The sequence below is a fragment of the Chloroflexota bacterium genome (assembly GCA_023475225.1).
Lineage (GTDB): Bacteria > Chloroflexota > UBA6077 > FW602-bin22 > JAMCVK01 > JAMCVK01.
Map to the genome: position 1 here is coordinate 47,676 of JAMCVK010000037.1, position 18,775 is coordinate 66,450.

Consider the following 18,775-nt stretch of genomic DNA (forward strand, 5'->3'; position numbering starts at 1 on the left):
CCTGTTTCTTCGCCAAACCCTTCAGCTAGATTCAAGGCCGTAAAGCTCCTGTTTTGGTCCGCGTCCCATAAGCTCGCCAACTGCCTTTCGGGGGTCCTTCCCCTCAAAAAGAACCTGATAGGTGAGCTCTGTTATAGGCATCTCCACCCCATAACGCTGGGACAGGCGCCGGGCAGCAACCGTCGTCTGAACGCCCTCAGCTACCATTCTCATCGAGGACAAGATGTCAGAGATTTTCCGTCCTTTGGCTAGCTCTTGCCCAACGTAGCGATTACGACTATAGGGGCTGGCACAGGTACAGACCAAGTCGCCCAGTCCGGTCAGGCCGGCAAAGGTCAATGGATTTGCCCCAGCGGCAATCCCCAACCTGCTTATCTCAGCTAAGCCACGTGTTATAAAGGCCGCTTTGGCATTGTCACCATAGCCAAAGCCATCGCAAATGCCTGCCCCCAGGGCGATAATATTCTTCAGCGCACCACCGAGCTCCACACCAATGACGTCAGTGTTCGTGTACACTCGCAAAAGGGGATCCATCAGTACACTCTGCATACAGTCGGCAACGCCCTGATCGTGACAGGCGACGACTGTCGTGGCCGGTAGTCCCATGGCTATCTCGCGAGCCAGGTTGGGACCAGAAAGAGCGGCAATGCGTCCCTGAAATTGCGCTGGCAACTCGCTGGTGATCACCTCGGTCATGCGCATGCCTGTATCATACTCCAGCCCCTTCGCTCCACTGAGGATAAGCGTACTACTATTCAGACGATCGCGCAGACGCCTGACGTTAGCTCGCATCGTTTGGGCAGGGACGATCAAAAGAAGGAACCAGCAATCGCTACAGGCATCGTCCAGTGAGGCAGTCACCCTTAACCCTTCCGGGAACATGACACTGGGCAGGAAGGTCTTATTTTCGCCTTCCTTCTCCAGAATGGTCGCCTCTTCCGCTGTACGGCACCAAAGCTGGACAGGCAACCCCTTCCTAGCCAAGAAGATGGCTAGGGTCGTGCCCCAGGTACCGGTGCCGATGATGGTTATCCCCTTCAAGCCTGTCTGCTCCCTTCCCTTCGAGCACGGAAGAATAAGCGTAAGGGTGTCCCCTCAAATCCAAGGTCCTCCCGCAGCTTGTTTTCCAGATAACGCTGATAAGAGAAATGGAGTAGCTTGGGATCATTGACGACGAAGGCAAAGGTGGGTGGCTCGACACCGATCTGGCTGACATAGAGGATTTTTAAACGATGCCCTCGGACTGAGGGGGGACTATGGGCTAATACCGCTTCGCCGATCACACTGTTAATCAGTCCAGTAGGAATGCGTTTCTGTCGCTCCCCCTTGATCTGCAATGCAGCCGGCAAAATCTTTGGGACTCCTTGCTTCGTCTTGGCCGAGGTGAAGAGGATCGGTGCATAAGGCAAAAACTTTAATTCCTCTCTGATCGCCCTCGTGAACTCCTTCTCCGTATGGCTGGTCTTCTTCACCAGATCCCATTTATTAACGATTAGGATGATACCCTTAGCCGCCTGTTGAATATAACCGGCGATATGCGTATCCTGTGCCGCTATCCCCTCGACAGCATCGATAACTAGCGCAGCGATATCGGCCCTATTTATCGCTCGCAGGGCGCGCAGCACACTATATTTCTCGATCCCCGCTTCCACCCGCCCCCTGCGACGGATGCCGGCCGTATCGATCAGGACTACCCTTCTGTCACCGTACTCGAGGAACGTATCGATGGCATCGCGGGTAGTACCTGGCACCTCATGGACGATGACCCGCTCCTCTCCCAGGAGGGCATTGAGCAGCGATGACTTACCGACATTGGGACGCCCCACGATGGCTACCCCCACCACATCGGCCTCCGCCTCGGTGGCCGCTTCGCTAGGAAACCAGGCAATGATTGAATCTAGCAGGTCACCTGTACCTGTCCCATGGGTGGCTGATATAGGGATAATCTCACCAACGCCCAATTCATAGAACTGGATAGAGTTGAGTCGTCGCTCCTTGTTATCGGCTTTATTGGCCACCACTATTACCGGCTTCTCCGTTCGGCGAAGAATATCGGCGATATCCTGGTCGGCCGGGGTTATACCCTCCTTAGTATCGACCAGAAAGAGGATGACGTCTGCCTGGTCGATGGCCAATTCTGCCTGCTCTCGAACAAGACGGGTGATATTGCTACCGGGTGTTGGCTCTAAGCCACCGGTATCGATAAGGGTGAACTGGCGTCCGCCCCACTCGGCATCGGCGTAGAGGCGATCGCGGGTAGTCCCCGGCATCTCTTCCACGATAGCCATCGGTTCACCAACCAAACGATTAAAGAGGGTAGACTTACCGACATTGGGACGTCCTACGATGGCCACTAATGGTTTGGTCACCTTTCTATTTCCCTCATCCCCCTGCCCCCTTCTCCCGTCCTTCGGAGAAGGACGGGAGAAGGGGGGAATAAAGATTTGGGGACACCCCAAACCCCGGCAGAGGGGCTTTGCCCCTCTGCACACCCCCACTCCGGTAGGAGAAGGGGGGAATAAACCCAGGGCGGAGCCCTGGGACCTACCCAGAAGGGGCGATCCCCCTCTGCACACCCCCACTCCGGTAGGAGAAGGGGGGAATAAACCCAGGGCGGAGCCCTGGGACCTACCCAGAAGGGGCAATCCCCTTCTGGACTACCCCCTACTCCACTGGGAGAAGGGGGGAATAAACCCAGGGCGGAGCCCTGGGACCTACCCAGAAGGGGCGATCCCCCTCTGCACACCCCCACTCCGGTAGGAGAAGGGGGATGTAGGCTGCATCCCTGCACCACCAAAAGTAGTGGGCTGGGTCCCCATCTCTTTGACCTCTCCATTACTCCAGCAGGAGAAGGGGAGTGGAGGTTTGGAATACCCCTTACCCTGACTGAGGGGCCTTGCCCCGCTGCACTCCCTATCAGGCGGGAGAAGGGGGAATATAGGTTAGGGCGAAACCCCAAGACCCTCCCAGTCTGTTCCAGGCTAGCGTATGGTCAATTCCACTTTATCCGGGCGTATCTGTCCCACTTTGAGAGCGGGCGGAGGAATGACTTTTGGACTCACCGTATATTTACCAGCCGTTAGACCAGTAGCATCGATGACAATTTGGATGTCCTGAGGCTTTGTGGAGGAAAGAACAGGCATCAGCCCAGAAAGGGTCACGTCTATAGCTGAAGGCGCGATAGTCGCCTGCAGACCATCGCGTAGCCCCTTTATGGTGGGTGCTACCCGCAGGATCTCGGAACCCTCTATAGGGTTGATATAAAGGCGGACTACGACGCTTTGCTTCCTGGCCAGAGAGACACCGCTAGGCAAGGATGGCTCAGCGTTGGTAGTCATATCCCGCGATGCTCCAGTAACATCGATAGGCGTTGTCGTCAGGAAAGAGAGGCCATCCAGAGCCTTGGGGTCGCCCACTACAGTTATACTGGTGGGATCAGACATGACGCCCACCACCTGATAGCCAAGGGCTGGCACACCAACCACCTGCGGAACTATCGGCACGGTCTTATAACCGACCTCGCGCTCAATTGGCATCTCCACCAATACCGATTCAGGGTTAAGACTAACATCCTTGACATCACCACCATAGCCATCCTGAGGGACGGGTTTGAACAGCTGGCTGATGCTACTTGTTACCCCATCTAACCTTATATCAATGACTGCGGCCACAGCTGCTTTCACGGCGTCCTCCGGTCCACTGACAGTCACCTGCTCCGGAGCTACACGGGGTAGCTTTTGGGTATAGCCAAAGGGAACGTTACCGAGCAGGTTGACTTTAACTGGTATGTCCTTCTTCTTGACAACGCTGAGCTGAACGGCCACCTTAGATGGCTGAGTATCGTCGACGTGTGCTTGAAAGTACGCTACCTCCGCTCTAACTGGCAGCTCTTGGATCCCAGGACCCGCTTTCGAGGCATCAACATAGGCCTGAATCTCATTACGAGTTAAACGCTTCATCACGTCCTGTGGGGCCACAATCCTAACGTCGACTCCCTGGACCTCGCCTCTAACAACCAGGCCAGCTGGTAGATTATCCACTCGCACCGGGATGCCCTGGAAGACGTCACTCACTTCGGGGTTCAATTGATTAGTGACGATCCCCCACATGATCGTTGATAAGCCAATCGCTAGTAATATCCAGCTCAATTGCTTCTTCAGGAATGGTAACATAAGTTTATTCCCGCTTTATGCGTGTCGTGTGCTGCTGACGTTCATCCCGCCGTGGCCAGAAGAGAGGAAGGGACTCGTAATAAGAGGGTGAGCGATAAAGTACACTTAAGACCTTCCGTAGTTTATCCTCATTGAGGTCTCGCACCAACCGTCCATTGTTAGCCAGAGAGATCGCCCCGCTCTCTTCCGAGACGATGATTGAGAGGGCATCGGTCTGTTCGGTTATGCCCACAGCGGCTCGGTGGCGTGTACCAAGCTGATAATTAACCGTATTTTCGGATAAGGGTAATACACAGCCAGCAGCCACGACCCGATCTCCCCGGATGATCACGGCGCCATCGTGTAGCGGTGAGTTGGGATAGAAAAGGGTCAGCAACAGCTCTGCTGATACAGTACCGTTGATCTCCACTCCGGTCTCAGTGTACTCCTGTAATCCTGTGCTCCGCTCCAGAACGAGCAGGGCACCATAGCGTTGATCGGCCAGCTGCTGGCAGGCCCGGCTGACCTCATCGATAGATTTGGGGATAGCCAGTGCCCCCGGGATAGTGAAAGGACGGTAGAATAGTCCTCGAAACCGTCCGATTCGTTCGACCGCCCTTCGCAGCTCAGGTTGGAAGATGATCAGTAAGGCGATGGAAAGAATGGGCAATGTATTGCGCAGCAACCAGTTGAGCATAACCAGCTGAGGCAGACTGTTTACTATTAACACTGCCCCGAGCAGAAGAAATAAGCCATACAAGAGGGTCAGGGCGCTCGTTCCACGGAAAAGGCTGAGGACACCATATATGATTATGGCCACAAGCAGGATATCAATGACGCTCCAGACGCTCAGGCGCGCCAGTGTTGAGAAAACGACCTGGATTAATTGAGGCATGGTTTTCTACCTCGCCTCCTATGTGAGCAATAAAACCAAAAGCCCCTTCTGCGCATGCATTCTATTTTCTGCCTGGTCTAAAACGACCGAATGTGACCCATCCAGCACCGCATCGGTGATCTCCTCACCCCGATGGGCTGGCAGACAGTGCATGACAATGACTTCTCTGGCTGCCTTGCTGACCAGTCTCGTATCCACCTGATAGGGCTGGAAAACCTTGAGGCGCTCCCCTCGTTCCGCTTCCTTCCCCATGCTAGCCCATACATCAGTGTAGATTACATCAGCCCGTTGTACAGCCTCTGCTGGGTCGTGGGTAAAGCTTAATTTAGCCCCGCTTTCTACAGCTGCGGCCTTAGCCTTGGCCACTATATCTGGGTTGCATTCATAGCCCTTTGGTGAAGCTACCGTCATCGCCATGCCCAATTTTCCAGCACTCAACAAGAGGGAGTGGGCCACGTTGTTGCCATCGCCAACCCAGGCCAAACGCAAACCTTCTAGCTTTCCCTTTTTCTCGTAAATCGTCAGCAGGTCGCCCAGGGCCTGGCAAGGATGGCTCAAGTCGGAGAGACCATTGATTACAGGTACACGGGAATACTCAGCCAACAATTCGATATCGCTATGCGCAAAAGTACGAGCCATAAGTGCATCTACATAACGACTCAGGACACGGGCCGCATCTGGTGTGCTTTCCCGTTGGCCCAGCTGTATCTCGTTGGGTGATAGATAAAGGGCATGGCCACCGAGCTGAAGCATACCCACTTCAAAGGAGACACGCGTTCGTAGCGAAGGTTTTTGAAAAATCATGCCGAGCGTCTTCCCGGCCAGGAGAGGGCGTGGCTTGCCTGCCCTCAGCTCCTCTTTTAACTGAAGGGAGACGTTCAAGATTTCCCAAATATCGGCGGCTGACAAATCGGCGATACTAACGAGATGTTTCACTTTCATCCTTATAAAGATTCGGTTAGGCGAGAGCGCCCAACCTCCTTAACCTCCTTACTATAAATGATACCCTCACCCCCTGTATCCCCCTCTCCCGCTTCGCGGGAGAGGGGGAATTATAGGTCAGGGCGGAGCCCTAGGACCCACCCAGAAGGGGTGATCCCCTTCTGGACTACCCCTGCTCCGGCGGGAGAGGGGGGATGATGGGCAGGGCGGAGCCCTGGGACCTTACAGGGATGCTCAGGACATGCCTCCGAAAGGCGTTGCCGAATCTTAGGCATAGTATACCATCCCTATCTGTCTGAGTCCAGGCTATTGGCCCATTACATTAGTGTCCCACAAATTCGCAGTAGCGTTCTTTTTATTCAGGCTTTTCTTAAAGGGACAAGGAATGGGGCTCACCTACTTGTGTTAGACCCTTCAGTCTGGTTAGAAAACACAAGGAGGAGAGCCCGAGATGAAGGTAGCACAAAAGATTTTGGAGTGCAACAGTGCTAAAGAGGTGATAGAGCTAGTAGATTCGAAAGGCAAAGGCTAATCTGAGGGCATGGAAAAGGAGATTGCTTGAGGAGGCTTGAGAAAACCTGGTAGATAAATACCATGGCCCCAAATGGCTAAAGATTAGGGAAAGAGAACCCACTCCCTGGGCATGTCTAAAATGTGGTTCACGGGAAAGTAATCAGATTAAGAGAAATGGACATCATCGACGCTGCCTGGTGGTTGCTGAAGGTGTCATCCACCTAAGAGTCCCCCAGCTTGAGTGTCTTGATTGCGGCAGAGTAGTAGCCTTAAATGCCCTTTTCCTCCCCAAAAGAAAGAGGTACTGGATAGAGCTAGATCGGAGAATCACTGAGCTTTATCTCTGCGGGGCTAGCTATCGCCAGATTAAGGCGATACTAGAGCGGGTGATGGAGTCAGACTGTGGGTTGATGGGCTTATGGCAGCGCTTCCCGAAGATGGCCAGGAGGGCTTCATCCCACCATTGGGATGAGCCACTAAAGGTTTTTATATCTTGATGAGGCTTATACCAAGGTAAAAGGAAAGCCTTACTGGAGTCTATTGGCTTTAGGGGAGGGCCAAGATGGCCAAAGGGCTTATCTTGGGGCTGTCTTATCCAGGGATAAAAGCGCAGCTTCCTGGGTGAGCCTCCTTGAGGCCTTAGGGGTCCCCGATAGTGGCAAGGGATTATTAGTTATCCACGATGGTGACCAGGCGATTGCTTCCGCCTTAAGTTTGGTCTTGCCTGAAGCCAAAAGCCGCCTATGTGTCTGGCCTGAGCTCCACAATATCTTCCTTAAGGCAAGGGAACTATTTCCTAACGATCGAGAAAAGATAAAGCAGGTTGTTCAAATCGCTAAAATGAGGCTGCAAACTGGAGGACCGAAGACGACATCGCCTTTGGAAAGGGGTATAAAGGAGTAGCGGAGACGGACTAGACCGATGGACGGCTTCAAGTCGGTTATGGGAGCGGCTAACTTCTTAAGGATCTGGCTGGCTAAGGAAAATGCTAGAATGGCGAAGGAAGACTGGCTTAAGGCGGTGGTAAACTAAAAAAGTTAGACTGAGAGGTTAACACAAGAGAGATGACCGGCTTCTTTAAGGAAAAGCCTGAATAAAGGATACACTATCCAAAACTTCGTTGCCTTGACCAGGCCACAGTCAACGTGCTATATTAGACCAGCACTTGTTTCTCCGAGCCGTTTGGCCTACAGGATTTCCCAGGGCCGGTGGCCACGTGGATGGCCTATACATCCCGCTGGTTCAGGGGGAAACGCCTGAGCCACCCATCTTCGGAAAGGAGAACGCTCGGCTAGAGCCGTATGATTGTTCGCTGAGCAGCATCTCCTAGCAGGAAGATGCTGCTTTTTTCATCAGGACCTGGAGTTGCCTGTGATTCCCTAACCCATCGGCTACATCGCCGGCTGGTGCGGAGCTCTGGTGGCCGATGGGGTGATTTTCTGCCAGGCGGTCGCCTGGTTTGGAATCAAAACCTGATCAACGGCGAGTGAGCCCGCCGCATCGCGGGGAGGGCATCAATGAGGATAGCAGCTATATCGGATATTCACGCTAACCTGAAGGCCTTAGAAGCAGTCCTGGACGACATCTATGCCCAGCAGGTGGATCAGGTCGTTGTTGCTGGAGACCTCGCTTTTGGTGGTCCGGAGCCGTCGGCTGTCCTTGAGCGCCTGCTGGACTTGCCTTGCCCCATCGTCCAGGGGAACACGGATGCTGTGGTGAGCAGTCCGGACCTGGAACAGCGCGCCGCTGGGCATAAGGGCTTAGTTGTGCTGCAGTGTCTTTGGGCCCAGCAACAGCTGGAACCGAAACAGAGGCGATTTCTGGCCGAACTGCCCTTGCAATGTACGATTGCTGGGCCGGAGGGAACAAGCCTGTTGGTAGTGCATGCTACCCCCCGCGACCAGTCTGAGAACATCTTTCCTGATACGCCGGAGGAGGTGGTGCGGGAAGCCCTAGCGGGAGCCGACTCGCCGCTGATCGTGTGTGGACACGTGCACCTTCCCTTTGTGCGTCCCATAAATGGGCGATTATGGGTGAACGTCGGCAGCGTTGGTAGGCCGTTTGACGGTGATCTCAGGGCTGGATATGGGCTATTGACCTATGAAAACCACTCCTGGAAGGTGGAACATCGTCGGGTAGCGTATGATGTTGAAGCCACCGTGGAGGCGATTCTCAGGCGTGACATGCCCGGTAAGGAAATAATCGTAGAGAGTATCCGTAAGGGATTGCCACCACATTCCTGGATGATCAACCAGCCGTAGAGGAACTGCTATGACCTGTTTACGTGATGGCTTCAATCGGCCCATCTCTTACCTGCGCATCTCGGTGACCGATCGCTGTAACTTCCGCTGCCTTTATTGCATGCCCCTGGAGGGAATAGCCAGTCTATCCCACGCTGAGATCCTCAGTTATGAGGAGATGGCTGCGATCGTGCGGGCAGCGGCCGAGCTGGGCATCCGCAAGGTCCGCTTAACTGGCGGTGAACCACTGGTGAGACTTGGTCTGACCAATTTTATTGCTATGTTAAGGGCCATGCCGGGAATTGATGACCTCTCCTTGACTACTAACGGTTTCTTGCTCAGCCGCTACGCCGCTGACTTGAAGAGAGCCGGACTTAAACGCATCAACGTCAGTTTGGATACATTGAGACCCGATCGCTTCCAGCAGATCACCCGGCTCGGCCGACTGGAAGAGGTGCTCAAGGGCATCGAGACTGCCCAAGCGGTGGGGCTGCAGCCGCTGAAGATTAACACCGTGGTCATCGATGGTTTCAACGCTGATGAGCTGATCGACATCGCCACGCTCACCATCGAGAGAAATTGGCACATCCGCTTTATCGAGTTGATGCCGGTGGGAGGCACAGCGGACTGGGCCCAGGAGAGATACATCCCCCTGGACGAGATAAAGCGGCGGATAGAGGAGGCCTTGGGTCACCTGGAGCCGCACCATCCGGCGACCAACACTGGAAACGAGCCGAGGTTCAATCTTGATGGCCCAGCCCGTTACTACCGCCTGCCGAGGGCCAAAGGCACGATCGGTTTCATTAGCCCCATCAGCTGTCAATTCTGTGCTCAATGCAATCGTCTTCGCTTGACGGCCGACGGTCGCCTCCGTCCCTGCCTGCTGAGTGAGCAAGAGGTTGACTTGCGTAGTCCCCTCCGCCAGGGGGCCACCATAGACGATATCAAACAACTGATCAGGCAGGCTGCTCAGATGAAACCGTTGGGGCATCGCTTGAACGAACGCGTTGTCCCTGAGGATCGTTCAATGTACCAGATTGGAGGCTGACGGAATGAGCAAGGGTGAGCGGGCGGATGGTTTGACCCATCTCGATACTACAGGCCGGCCGCGTATGGTAGACGTCAGTGAAAAGCCCGACACGCTGCGGGTGGCTACAGCGGTAGGGGAGATCGCCATGCAGCCGGCCACATTGACAGCGATCAAGGAAGGGAAGACGAAGAAGGGCGATGTCCTGGCCACCGCTCAACTGGCCGCCGTGATGGCCGCAAAGAGAGCCTGGGAGATGATCCCCCTGTGTCACCCACTGCTTCTCACCTCGGTTGAGGTGGGCTTCGAGATCGACGAGGAGAGCAGTACGGTCGAGATCACTGCCACAGTGAAGACCAGCGGAAAAACGGGTGTGGAGATGGAAGCCTTGACTGCGGTGAGCGTAGGCGCACTGACAATCTACGATATGTGTAAAGCTATCGATCGCTCTATGGTGATCGGCAACATCCGCCTGATACGTAAGAGTGGCGGACGAAGCGGCGACCTCGTCCTGGAGGGAGCCGGGTAATGTGGTGAGACTGCGGCGCTATTGGCCCGACTTACGGTCGTTGGCTCTCCTTCTGGTCCTGATCCTTGTATTCTATCGCCAGACAGCTCTTTCGCCGCGTATCCTCATCGGTTACGACATCTTCACCTACTTCTATCCGAACGAGGCCTACGCCGCCGAAAGGCTACACAGCGGTCAATTGCCCCTGTGGAACCCCTATCTGTTCACGGGCGTGCCCTTTTTAGCTAACATCCAGACAGGGATATTCTATCCACTGAATCTGCTCTTCCTCTTATTTTTTGTGCCTCGGGCCTACGTCTACTCGGTAGTCCTCCACGTCTTTCTGGCTGGTTGTTTTATGTATCTTTTCGCCAGAGTTTCGCTGCACCTGCAGCGCTGGGCTGCTTTTCTCGCCGCTGTCGTCCTCATGTTCGGTGGCTTCACCTCTTCCCTGGTCGGACACCTCAACCAGTTACAGGCGGCAACCTGGCTTCCTCTCCTTTTTCTCCTCACTGATCTAACCTATCGGGAGCGACGTCCCCTCCTGGCCTTGGCCACTGGAGCGGTGCTTGCCCTGCAATTGCTGGCCGGGCACATGCAGGAATCCTATTTGACCCTCTGCGCCTTAAGCGGATTGGTGCTTTTCTACGGGGGGAAGGCCCTCTGGGGGGGATACCACCCCTCACACAGTGAGGAAAACAGTGGGGAACATCCCCAGTCCGCTGCTAGAGAGGGTGTCTTGCCTTTGGGCGAGCATCTCCGGGGGAAGGAATCCAGGACGGATCGATGGCGAACAGCGCTCGGTTCGGTGATCAGTAAGGAGATAAGCGGCCTTGCTCTGGTCGGTGTGAGCCTGCTCCTGGGATTTGGCTTGGCCGCTGTACAGCTCTGGCCGACCTATGAGCTGGCCAACCTTTCCATCCGGGCCGGGGGACTAACCTATAAGGAAGCGGTTTCCTTTTCCTTACCTCCCTGGCTGATCCTTAAGAGCCTACTGCCACCTGTCTTCGATGCACCCATCTTCAGCGAATATTGGGGCTACGTCGGCGTCTGTGGACTCATCCTGGCCGCATTGGCAGTAGTCATGAGGCCACGGGACAAGCACGTGCTCTTCTTCGCTCTGCTGGCTTTGCTCTCTCTTTTCCTGGCCTTGGGACAGTTCAATCCTCTCTATCCCTATCTCTACAAGATCTTGCCTGGGCTCGCCCTCTTCCGAGTGCCCGCTCGTTGGCTCTTTCTGTACACCTTCGCCATGGCCGCATTAGCTGGAATCGCCCTGCATATCCTCCTGGAAGGGACTCCATCTGCACGGTTGGGCTGGCCCGGTCGTGCTCATCCGGCTGTTAGAGTCATTCTGCGGCTGGCCATCCTAGGGGCATTGGCACTCTTGCCCATACTGGCCTACGTAGCCTTACGCTTGCCCTACCCGTTGGAGACGCCATCGGCCCCGACGGCCATCGTCTGGCTGGTCAGTGGTGCCTCTGCCTTGCTCCTCATCATCTGGGCCCTCTCGACCCCAGCCAGCCGTCTGGCCATAGGGGCGCTGGTCTGTCTACTCTATGGTGAGTTGCTCCTCAGCAGCCAGAATCTTGATCTGAATCGCCCTAACCTCCCGGAAGCCTACTCTTCCCTTCGTCCGGCTGTCGCTCATCTTTTAGCTGATCCCGGCATCTACCGCGTCCTCCCTTTGAGCGATAACACCTTCGACCCGGGTGACCTGAGAGAGCAAAGGGGGATGTTGAATGCTGTGCTCTCACCCCAGGCTGTCTATGACTACATCGTTGCTCTGAAACAAAAGGAGACGCTGATGCCTAACCTTCCCCTACGCTATCACATCGCCAGCATCGATGGCTATGACGGCGGGGTTTTACCTTTGGAACGCTATGTGGCCTTCAAACGTCTTTTCCCCCTTTCCCGAAAGGATGCTCCTGATGCCCGTCTGCGGGAACAGCTGGAGACGATACCGGATCCCTCTCTCTTGGGCTGGCTCAATGTGAAATACATCCTGATGGATCGGCTGCGTGATGTTTGGGCGGATGGCGTCTATTACGACCTGGCGCTCAGGCGAACTGTTGGGCCAGCTGGAACCAGGGATCTGACACTCGAGCACCTACCAGATTTTGAGACCACCTCCATCGGGCTGGTCTCCTACCTCAGCGGAGCATCAGGTTTGCCCGATGGCACCACGGTGGCCACCATTTCGGTGACTGATAGCGACGGAAAGGTATATACCGCACCGTTACAGGCCGGGGTGCAAACGGCTGAGGGCAGGTACAATGCCACGGTCGGGCATCGACCAGCACGGCGGGTGATGGCTCCGACGAACGATCCCCAGGTCTGGGACTATCAGTCCCAGATCCCCCTGCTCAAGCCTATCTTCCCCAAACGGCTCACCATCTCCTCCGTGGCTGCCACAGCCGACCTTCACCTGAGGGGGATCAGCCTCATCGATGATAGGACGGGGGCCAGCCGGCCCGTTGTTCTCGATAATTTTCTGCGCATCGTCCACCTGGGAGACGTCAAGATCTATCGGAACCTGGCTGCTTTGCCTCGCGCCTTCCTTGTGCCTGAGGTCGAGCTGGTCAGCAATGATGCTGCGGCCTTAGATTGGCTGCGCCGTCCCACCTTTCGACCCCGGGAACAGGCCGTGATCGTTCAGGACGATTGGCCGGGAGGCGACCAAAACCTATCCGGGGCTGGGACTGATCAAGCGACCGTAGATATTCTGGAGTATTCGCCCGAAAGAATCGTCTTGCATATGAGGTCGGCACACGCGGGGGTGCTCGTTCTGACCGACTCTTACTACCCAGGTTGGCGAGCCTGGGTCGATGGACATGAGCAGCGTATCATGCGGGTCGATTACCTCTTTAGGGGGCTTGTGTTGAAAGACGGTGAACACACGGTCGAATTTCGCTACGAGCCCCGCCCCCTTTTAATAGGACTCCTTCTCAGCCTGTGTACCTTGGCTCTGGCCCTAATCTGGGTTATAATATCTATCGTCCTGCCGAAGGCAGCACCGTTTAGGAGGTTATAATGAACCTGTTCAACCGCATCGTCGTGGTGATTCTCTTACTCCTTCTCATCGTCCTCGCTCTCGGGACGGCCCTGGCACCAGCCCCACTGGCCACGATCATCGCCGAACAGTGTCTGGCCGCAGCCCAGTTGGCCGCACGACTAACCGTTTTCGGACAGATCATCCTGGCTGTTTTGGCTTTGGCCATCACCGCCGTCTGTCTATTTCTGCTTTTCCTGGAGCTGCGACGGGAGCGACCAACGACCGTGGTCCTGGCTCAGGTGTCTGGCAGCCAGGCTGAGATTACTCTGGATTCAGTGGCCCAGCGGCTCAAGCATGAGATTGAATCTGTGGCCGGCGTACGGCAAGCGACACCATTTGTCACCAGCAAGCGACGGAGCGTCGATGTCCGCCTTGTGGTATTGACCGAACCGGATGGCGATGTGCCGGCTTTAGCTGGACAAATCAGTCAGCTGGGGCGGGATACCGTAGGGAAGATGGGGGTCAGGCTGGGCAAGCTACAGGCACAGTTTAAGCACGCTGCCTATACGCCGGGTTCGCCGACGACGTAGCGCCGACCCTTCTCTTCAAATGCCTGCGTAGCGGAGAAGGAGGTCAAGGGATGACCTCGACGAGCACCTCTATGATCCCCGCCGTTGGAGGGGCCAGAGCGGTGAAGGCGGCGTAGCTCAGGTCCACCACGATGGGGTAGGTGAAAGCGCCGGTATCGCGCACGGCGACGACGATGCTCTTGCCCTCTTTGTTGGTCACCCTTAACTTAGTGCCCAGAGGGTACATATTGCACGAAGTCGTCGTCGGATCGTTCATATCGTAGACCTGACCATTGGCCATCCTTTGGCCGTGGAAGCCAGGACCATACCAAGTGGCCAGGCCGACCACTCTATATCTGTGATTCTTCCAGTCCTCACCCACGGGATTCTCCAGTCGTAGTGCAGCGTGAGGAAATAAGCCGGCCTCCTTGGCTAGATCACCCCCATTAGCCACCGTCACCTGCCCTGCTTTAGCCCAGGGCACGTCTACCTTCCATTGCTGGATAACGGCCCGTTGCAGCCGAACGACGTAAACGGGTCCGCGATCCTCCACCTTTGAGGTAGGTAAACCGTATAGATTTAGCGGATCCGAGACGGACTGATAGCGCGCTTTGATTGCTGGATGGGAGTCTAAGAGAGCCAGGCGCTGGCGGATTACTTCTCCCCAGGGCTTACCAGCATCGAAACTGCCGGGCAAAGGGGGTGGTGTCGAACGCACACTCGCCAACCAATCGTCCTTACCGGCATTATGTAGCTCATCAAATATATTGACGAAGGCGAATCGCTTCTGTTCCGGTCGCCACTGCAACACCCCTTTCTGTGTAGCCTGGACAGAGAAGCCATTCCAGGAGAAGCGCCTTGAGATGGGATAGCCCAGGACGGTCACCCCACCGAGACGCTGAAACTCTGTCCAAAAGGGGAGGCCGTCCTCATCGGTGATGCGGTATCCCTTGGGGCTCGTCCCTGGAGGGAAACCATTCGCCTGAGTGAAGAAGTGTCCCCCAGGCATGGCGTAGTCCAGGCGCGCCTCATCCTCCGGCGAAGCGGCCTCTGACCCAGAGAGAGGAACAGCGACTACAATGGTGGCTAATACTAAGGGAATAACCCGGCCAATTAGAAACCTTTTCATTGTGGAACTCCCGTCGGCGGCCAGGCAAAGTTTTCAAAAACGTAATTGAGGAGGGCGATGCTGTCACTCAAGATATCAGTGCTTTTCATCAAGGCGACATAGAGGCGATGCCCGTTCCGCATAGCCGAAGCGACCATCGTCTTCCCGGCCTCGTCAGTATAGCCGACCTTCACCCCATCAGCCCCAGGATAATACCAGAGGAGTCGGTTCAGATTGCGCAGCCAATAGGTCTTGTGCCCTTTAGCAGTCCATTCCTTGGTCGCCACTATCCGAGCGAAGGTGGGATCCTGCATAGCATAGCGGGCGAGCATGGCCATATCGTAGGCGCTGGAATAGTGACCAGCCGCATCTAATCCGTGGGGATTGGCGAAATGGCTATCGGTAAGCCCCAGCTGGGTGACCTTCTGGTTCATCAGCTCCACAAAGCGGCTTTCGGATCCGCCAATATATCGGGCGATGGCTAGAGCCGCATCATTACCTGAGGGCAACAGCAGCCCATAAAGCAAATCCTGCAGGGTCAGCTCCTCGCCCGGCTTCAGACCCATTATCGTGCTGTCATCCAGCTCGTCGCAGTCCACATCGATGGGGACCTTAGCGCTCAGCCTCCCCTGTTCCAGGGCGATGATGGCCGTGACGATCTTAGTCAGACTGGCCGGCGCGAAGCGCTGGTGGGGTTCCTTGCCGTAGAGGAGGCGGCCACTCGTTTCATCGATGATGGCTACGCCTTGGGCACTGATGGTTGGGGGACCATTTGTGCCGACCTTGCGGATAGGAGGTGGGATGGGGTTGGGTTCCCTTGTGGCGGTGGGCGTGGGTTGAGGTTGCGGCGTTGGCGTGGGCATCGTGGCCGACTGTCCACCGCCCAATCCGAAAAGTGGGGGTCGCCAGAACCAATTTGCCAGAAGGATGAGGACGACTATCCCGGCAAAAAAGCCTTTACGCATGGCGGGTGGATTATAGCATTTTTAGCCGCGGATGACTATGTTTTGTACTCGTTGGGTTTTATTTAGCAGTCTCTAAAATTAAATTGACATTATGTACATTTAAGTAGTATAATATTTTTGAAAGGGGGATATCTATGTCAGCACGAAGAATATCAGCGCGGGAGGCCAGAGCCAACTTCAGCGATCTCCTTGGCCTGGTGTACTACACTAAGGAGCCAGTGATTGTCGAGAAAAGGGGACGGCCGTTTGTGGTCGTAATTAGCCCAGAGCAGTATGAGAGCCTGCAAAAGGAGCAAGAACGAGCGTGGGCCGTTGTCGATCGGGTTCGAGAGCGGAACGCTGACAAGGCCCCTGAGGAAGTTCTGCGCGACGCGACTGCCGAGGTTGAAGCGGTCCGTCATGAGATGTATGAGGAAGAAAAGCGGGCTAGTAAGCGCCGTCGTTGACACGAATCTGTTTGTCAGCGGTCTCATTATTGAATTGGGTACTCCCTACGAGCTTGTCGAAGCATCACGTCGAGGTGCTTTCACCTTAGTCGTCTCCGAATCGCTCTATATGGAGTATAGGCGGGTCTTGCTACGACCAAAGTTTGCTGAGAAATATGGCATAACCCTAGAAGAAGTCACAGACTTTTTATTCCTGATAGATACAAGCGCTCGCAGGGTCACTCCCAGTCGCAGGCTTCCCATCACGGTTCGGGATAAAAAGGACGAGGGGATACTTGCTGCCGCGCTCGGCGGCAAAGCAGACTATCTTGTTACTGGGGATGAAGATTTGTTGGTTCTACGCGATGATCCGCGACTGGGAAGACTAAAGATCGTCACGGCAAGAGACTTCCTGGACATCCTGACCAGGGAACACCCCGAGCAGTAATCCGTCTTTACCTCTCAATCCCTTCTTGCACTCTCCATATAATCCCCCAATATGATGCCCGTTGTGTCCGACTATTCGCTTTCCCTAAGACACGTTTTTGTGTTATCATTGCGGGCGCAGCAGCCCAGTGTGGGAAGCAAGCCTCAAGAACCTGGGGGGCAAAGGATGCCAACATTAGAAACACACATCGAGGGCGTTAAAGCGGCTATCCTGGCTGGGAACACCGATCAAGCCATAGCTACCTGTCAATATCTTCTGCGCTATTTCCCCAAGTACATCGAGGTGCATTGTCTCCTGGCTGAGGCCTATCGTGATAAGGGACTGATTGAACCGGCCGAGGATCTCTTCAAGCGTGTCTTGAGCGCTGATCCTGATAACGTGATTGCTCATTGGGCCCTCAGCCTTATCTATGAGGAGCATAATGACCTGAACCGTGCTGTTCGGGAACGGCAGCGGGCGCTTGATGTCAGCCCTGGTCACCAGGAGCTGCAAAGAGAGCTCCTCCGTTTAACCTCGCAAAAACCTAAACCTACCCGAGGCGGCCTGGGACGGCTCTACATCCGCGGCGGACTCTACGAGCAAGCCATCGCCGAATTCAAAACCATCTTGGACAAAGAACCCGACCGCCTGGATGTTCGGCTATCCCTGGCCGAAGCCCTATGGTGGGCTGGACGGGCGGCCGAGGCGGCTACCGTCTGCGCCCAAATCCTTGAGGACTCACCTGATTGTCTGAAGGCGAACCTGATATGCGGCTGGGAGGCCTTAAAGACGGGTGAGGCGGAGAAGGGCGAGGCCTTACTCCAGCGGGCCCAGGCGCTGGATCCCGAGAACAAGGTGGCTGCTTCCCTGATCAGTGATGAGCGATTTTGCCTTAGAACAATCGAAATCCCCCCAGCCGATGAGATGGCGATGGCTTTTCCGTCAGCAGTGGTCGTCACCTCTGCCTTGGACCAGGCTCCACCTGAATCGGGCCGGGCCACAGAGCCTCCGCAGGAAAGGAAGCCAGCGGATTACGTGGCGGAAGCCGGGGTGAGCCCGGCGGAGCCGATAATAGAGGAAATGACCCTCCCTTTGGAGGTGACCGAATCAGTCGCAGATAAGGGTGAGAGCGAGGATCAAGCGACGCCTTCAACTGAAGATGAGACGGAGCCCCTCGTGATGGCGGAGGAGCATCCTCCCATCGAAGAGGCGACTGAATCTATGGCCAGTAAGAGCGAAATTGGGGATCAAGCGGCACCTCCGACAGAAATGGAGCCCCTCACGGTGGTAGAGGAGCATCCTCCTACCGAAGCGGTGACTGAGGAGGAGATATTGTCCACGGCGCTGCCCCCGGAGAGCATCCTTAGTGCTGTCCAGGAAACCCTTGAAGAGATCGCCATCCAGAGGAGTGAACTGGAGGCCCTGGCGGAGAAGACAGAGGAGGAATTGCCTACTCCATCAGCCGAAGCAGAGGAAGGAATGGTGGTGGGGGAGGCAACCATTCTTTCTCAAGAAGAGGATACTTTGTCCAAGACAGTCGAGGAGCCCCCAGCGCTCTTGTCGGTCGAGAACAGCACCACGTCAGCTCAAGTAGAGATAGGGGGTGATGTTCACTCGGTGGTAGAAGAGGAGGATGATGATCTCTCAGCAGCCATTCAGCCCTATTTGGAGAGAGTGCGCGCTGACCCAAACGATTATGCTGCTCGTCTAGCCTTGGGCAACGCCTATCAACAATTAGGGCAGGTCGACCTGGCTATTGAGGAGTATAGACAGGTCATCAAAGGGGCACCATACCTCGTCGAGGCAGTGGTCGACAACCTGAAATGGCTTATCTATTCCCGACCTGACCATGCTGAATCCCACCGCACCTTAGGTGATGCCTATATGAAGGTTGGTCGCTTCCAGCAAGCAGTCGAGGAGTATAATTGGACGCTGCACGAATCCAGCGGGGAGGAGTCCTCAGAGGAGAGTTCAGACTGACTACAAGGGTCTCGGTGATCCGGGTAATAT

At 55.4% G+C, this 18,775-nt stretch carries 15 protein-coding genes and 1 riboswitch; of the genes, 8 read left to right on the forward strand and 7 right to left on the reverse strand.

Features of this window, described 5'->3' with window-relative positions:
• Positions 1-21: 21 nt before the first annotated feature.
• From M1136_09635 to argF, 5 genes are all read right to left on the reverse strand, one after another.
• Positions 22-1,041, reverse strand: a complete 1,020-nt coding sequence (locus M1136_09635; protein ID MCL5075889.1) for an NAD(P)-dependent glycerol-3-phosphate dehydrogenase — start codon at positions 1,039-1,041, stop codon at positions 22-24.
• Positions 1,038-2,369 carry a ribosome biogenesis GTPase Der gene (der, locus tag M1136_09640; GenBank protein ID MCL5075890.1) on the reverse strand — a complete coding sequence of 444 codons (1,332 nt, stop codon included), beginning with the start codon at positions 2,367-2,369 and terminating at the stop codon, positions 1,038-1,040. The genes M1136_09635 and der overlap by 4 nt, the downstream gene beginning before the upstream one ends.
• Before the next feature lie 612 nt (positions 2,370-2,981).
• On the reverse strand, positions 2,982-4,172 hold the full coding sequence (locus M1136_09645; protein MCL5075891.1) for a CdaR family protein: 1,191 nt from the start codon (positions 4,170-4,172) through the stop codon (positions 2,982-2,984).
• Between the two features lie 4 nt (positions 4,173-4,176).
• Positions 4,177-5,046 carry a diadenylate cyclase CdaA gene (cdaA, locus tag M1136_09650; protein MCL5075892.1) on the reverse strand — a complete coding sequence of 290 codons (870 nt, stop codon included), beginning with the start codon at positions 5,044-5,046 and terminating at the stop codon, positions 4,177-4,179.
• Between the two features lie 18 nt (positions 5,047-5,064).
• Complete coding sequence (gene argF / locus M1136_09655) at positions 5,065-5,988, reverse strand: ornithine carbamoyltransferase (GenBank protein ID MCL5075893.1); 924 nt, start codon at positions 5,986-5,988, stop codon at positions 5,065-5,067.
• Positions 5,989-7,660: 1,672 nt separating this feature from the next.
• Positions 7,661-7,799, forward strand: a riboswitch (molybdenum cofactor riboswitch).
• Positions 7,800-8,018: 219 nt separating this feature from the next.
• Here argF and M1136_09660 point away from each other — a divergent pair.
• The 5 genes from M1136_09660 to M1136_09680 are packed head-to-tail and all read left to right on the forward strand — an operon-like array spanning position 8,019 to position 13,861.
• A complete protein-coding gene (locus M1136_09660; protein ID MCL5075894.1) occupies positions 8,019-8,762 on the forward strand; it encodes a metallophosphatase family protein in 744 nt (247 codons plus the stop codon).
• Between the two features lie 10 nt (positions 8,763-8,772).
• Positions 8,773-9,789: a GTP 3',8-cyclase MoaA gene (gene moaA / locus M1136_09665; GenBank protein ID MCL5075895.1), complete on the forward strand. Its 1,017-nt coding sequence runs from the start codon at positions 8,773-8,775 to the stop codon at positions 9,787-9,789.
• Positions 9,790-9,793: 4 nt separating this feature from the next.
• A complete protein-coding gene (gene moaC, locus M1136_09670) occupies positions 9,794-10,297 on the forward strand; it encodes a cyclic pyranopterin monophosphate synthase MoaC (GenBank protein MCL5075896.1) in 504 nt (167 codons plus the stop codon).
• A 1-nt stretch (position 10,298) separates the two neighbouring features.
• Positions 10,299-13,310 (forward strand): YfhO family protein, encoded by a 3,012-nt coding sequence (locus M1136_09675; GenBank protein ID MCL5075897.1) that lies wholly within the window; start codon positions 10,299-10,301, stop codon positions 13,308-13,310.
• Positions 13,310-13,861 (forward strand): hypothetical protein, encoded by a 552-nt coding sequence (locus M1136_09680; protein ID MCL5075898.1) that lies wholly within the window; start codon positions 13,310-13,312, stop codon positions 13,859-13,861. Before M1136_09675 ends, M1136_09680 begins: the two co-directional genes overlap by 1 nt.
• 43 nt (positions 13,862-13,904) lie before the next feature.
• Here the strand turns inward: M1136_09680 and M1136_09685 are convergent, their stop codons facing one another.
• Complete coding sequence (locus M1136_09685; GenBank protein ID MCL5075899.1) at positions 13,905-14,969, reverse strand: septal ring lytic transglycosylase RlpA family protein; 1,065 nt, start codon at positions 14,967-14,969, stop codon at positions 13,905-13,907.
• Positions 14,966-15,913 (reverse strand): D-alanyl-D-alanine carboxypeptidase, encoded by a 948-nt coding sequence (locus M1136_09690; protein MCL5075900.1) that lies wholly within the window; start codon positions 15,911-15,913, stop codon positions 14,966-14,968. Before M1136_09690 ends, M1136_09685 begins: the two co-directional genes overlap by 4 nt.
• Before the next feature lie 134 nt (positions 15,914-16,047).
• Between M1136_09690 and M1136_09695 the strand changes: the two genes are divergently transcribed.
• The 3 genes from M1136_09695 to M1136_09705 all read left to right on the forward strand — a co-directional run bounded on the left by M1136_09695 (position 16,048) and on the right by M1136_09705 (position 18,745).
• The gene (locus M1136_09695; GenBank protein ID MCL5075901.1) at positions 16,048-16,359 is read left to right on the forward strand and encodes a type II toxin-antitoxin system Phd/YefM family antitoxin; all 312 of its coding nucleotides are present in this window, start codon (positions 16,048-16,050) and stop codon (positions 16,357-16,359) included.
• Positions 16,322-16,786 (forward strand): putative toxin-antitoxin system toxin component, PIN family, encoded by a 465-nt coding sequence (locus M1136_09700; protein ID MCL5075902.1) that lies wholly within the window; start codon positions 16,322-16,324, stop codon positions 16,784-16,786. The genes M1136_09695 and M1136_09700 overlap by 38 nt, the downstream gene beginning before the upstream one ends.
• Positions 16,787-16,951: 165 nt before the next feature.
• Complete coding sequence (locus M1136_09705) at positions 16,952-18,745, forward strand: tetratricopeptide repeat protein (GenBank protein ID MCL5075903.1); 1,794 nt, start codon at positions 16,952-16,954, stop codon at positions 18,743-18,745.
• The last annotated feature ends 30 nt before the right edge of the window (positions 18,746-18,775 follow it).

What these genes read in the sequence shown, in the direction of transcription:
- M1136_09645 (MCL5075891.1), bottom strand. Translation starts at nt 4,172, where the DNA reads ATGTTACCATTCCTGAAGAAGCAATTGAGCTGGATATTACTAGCGATT.
- cdaA (MCL5075892.1), bottom strand. Translation starts at nt 5,046, where the DNA reads ATGCCTCAATTAATCCAGGTCGTTTTCTCAACACTGGCGCGCCTGAGC.
- argF (MCL5075893.1), bottom strand. Translation starts at nt 5,988, where the DNA reads ATGAAAGTGAAACATCTCGTTAGTATCGCCGATTTGTCAGCCGCCGAT.
- M1136_09660 (MCL5075894.1), top strand. Translation starts at nt 8,019, where the DNA reads ATGAGGATAGCAGCTATATCGGATATTCACGCTAACCTGAAGGCCTTA.
- moaA (MCL5075895.1), top strand. Translation starts at nt 8,773, where the DNA reads ATGACCTGTTTACGTGATGGCTTCAATCGGCCCATCTCTTACCTGCGC.
- moaC (MCL5075896.1), top strand. Translation starts at nt 9,794, where the DNA reads ATGAGCAAGGGTGAGCGGGCGGATGGTTTGACCCATCTCGATACTACA.
- M1136_09680 (MCL5075898.1), top strand. Translation starts at nt 13,310, where the DNA reads ATGAACCTGTTCAACCGCATCGTCGTGGTGATTCTCTTACTCCTTCTC.
- M1136_09685 (MCL5075899.1), bottom strand. Translation starts at nt 14,969, where the DNA reads ATGAAAAGGTTTCTAATTGGCCGGGTTATTCCCTTAGTATTAGCCACC.
- M1136_09690 (MCL5075900.1), bottom strand. Translation starts at nt 15,913, where the DNA reads ATGCGTAAAGGCTTTTTTGCCGGGATAGTCGTCCTCATCCTTCTGGCA.
- M1136_09695 (MCL5075901.1), top strand. Translation starts at nt 16,048, where the DNA reads ATGTCAGCACGAAGAATATCAGCGCGGGAGGCCAGAGCCAACTTCAGC.
- M1136_09700 (MCL5075902.1), top strand. Translation starts at nt 16,322, where the DNA reads ATGAGGAAGAAAAGCGGGCTAGTAAGCGCCGTCGTTGACACGAATCTG.
- M1136_09705 (MCL5075903.1), top strand. Translation starts at nt 16,952, where the DNA reads ATGCCAACATTAGAAACACACATCGAGGGCGTTAAAGCGGCTATCCTG.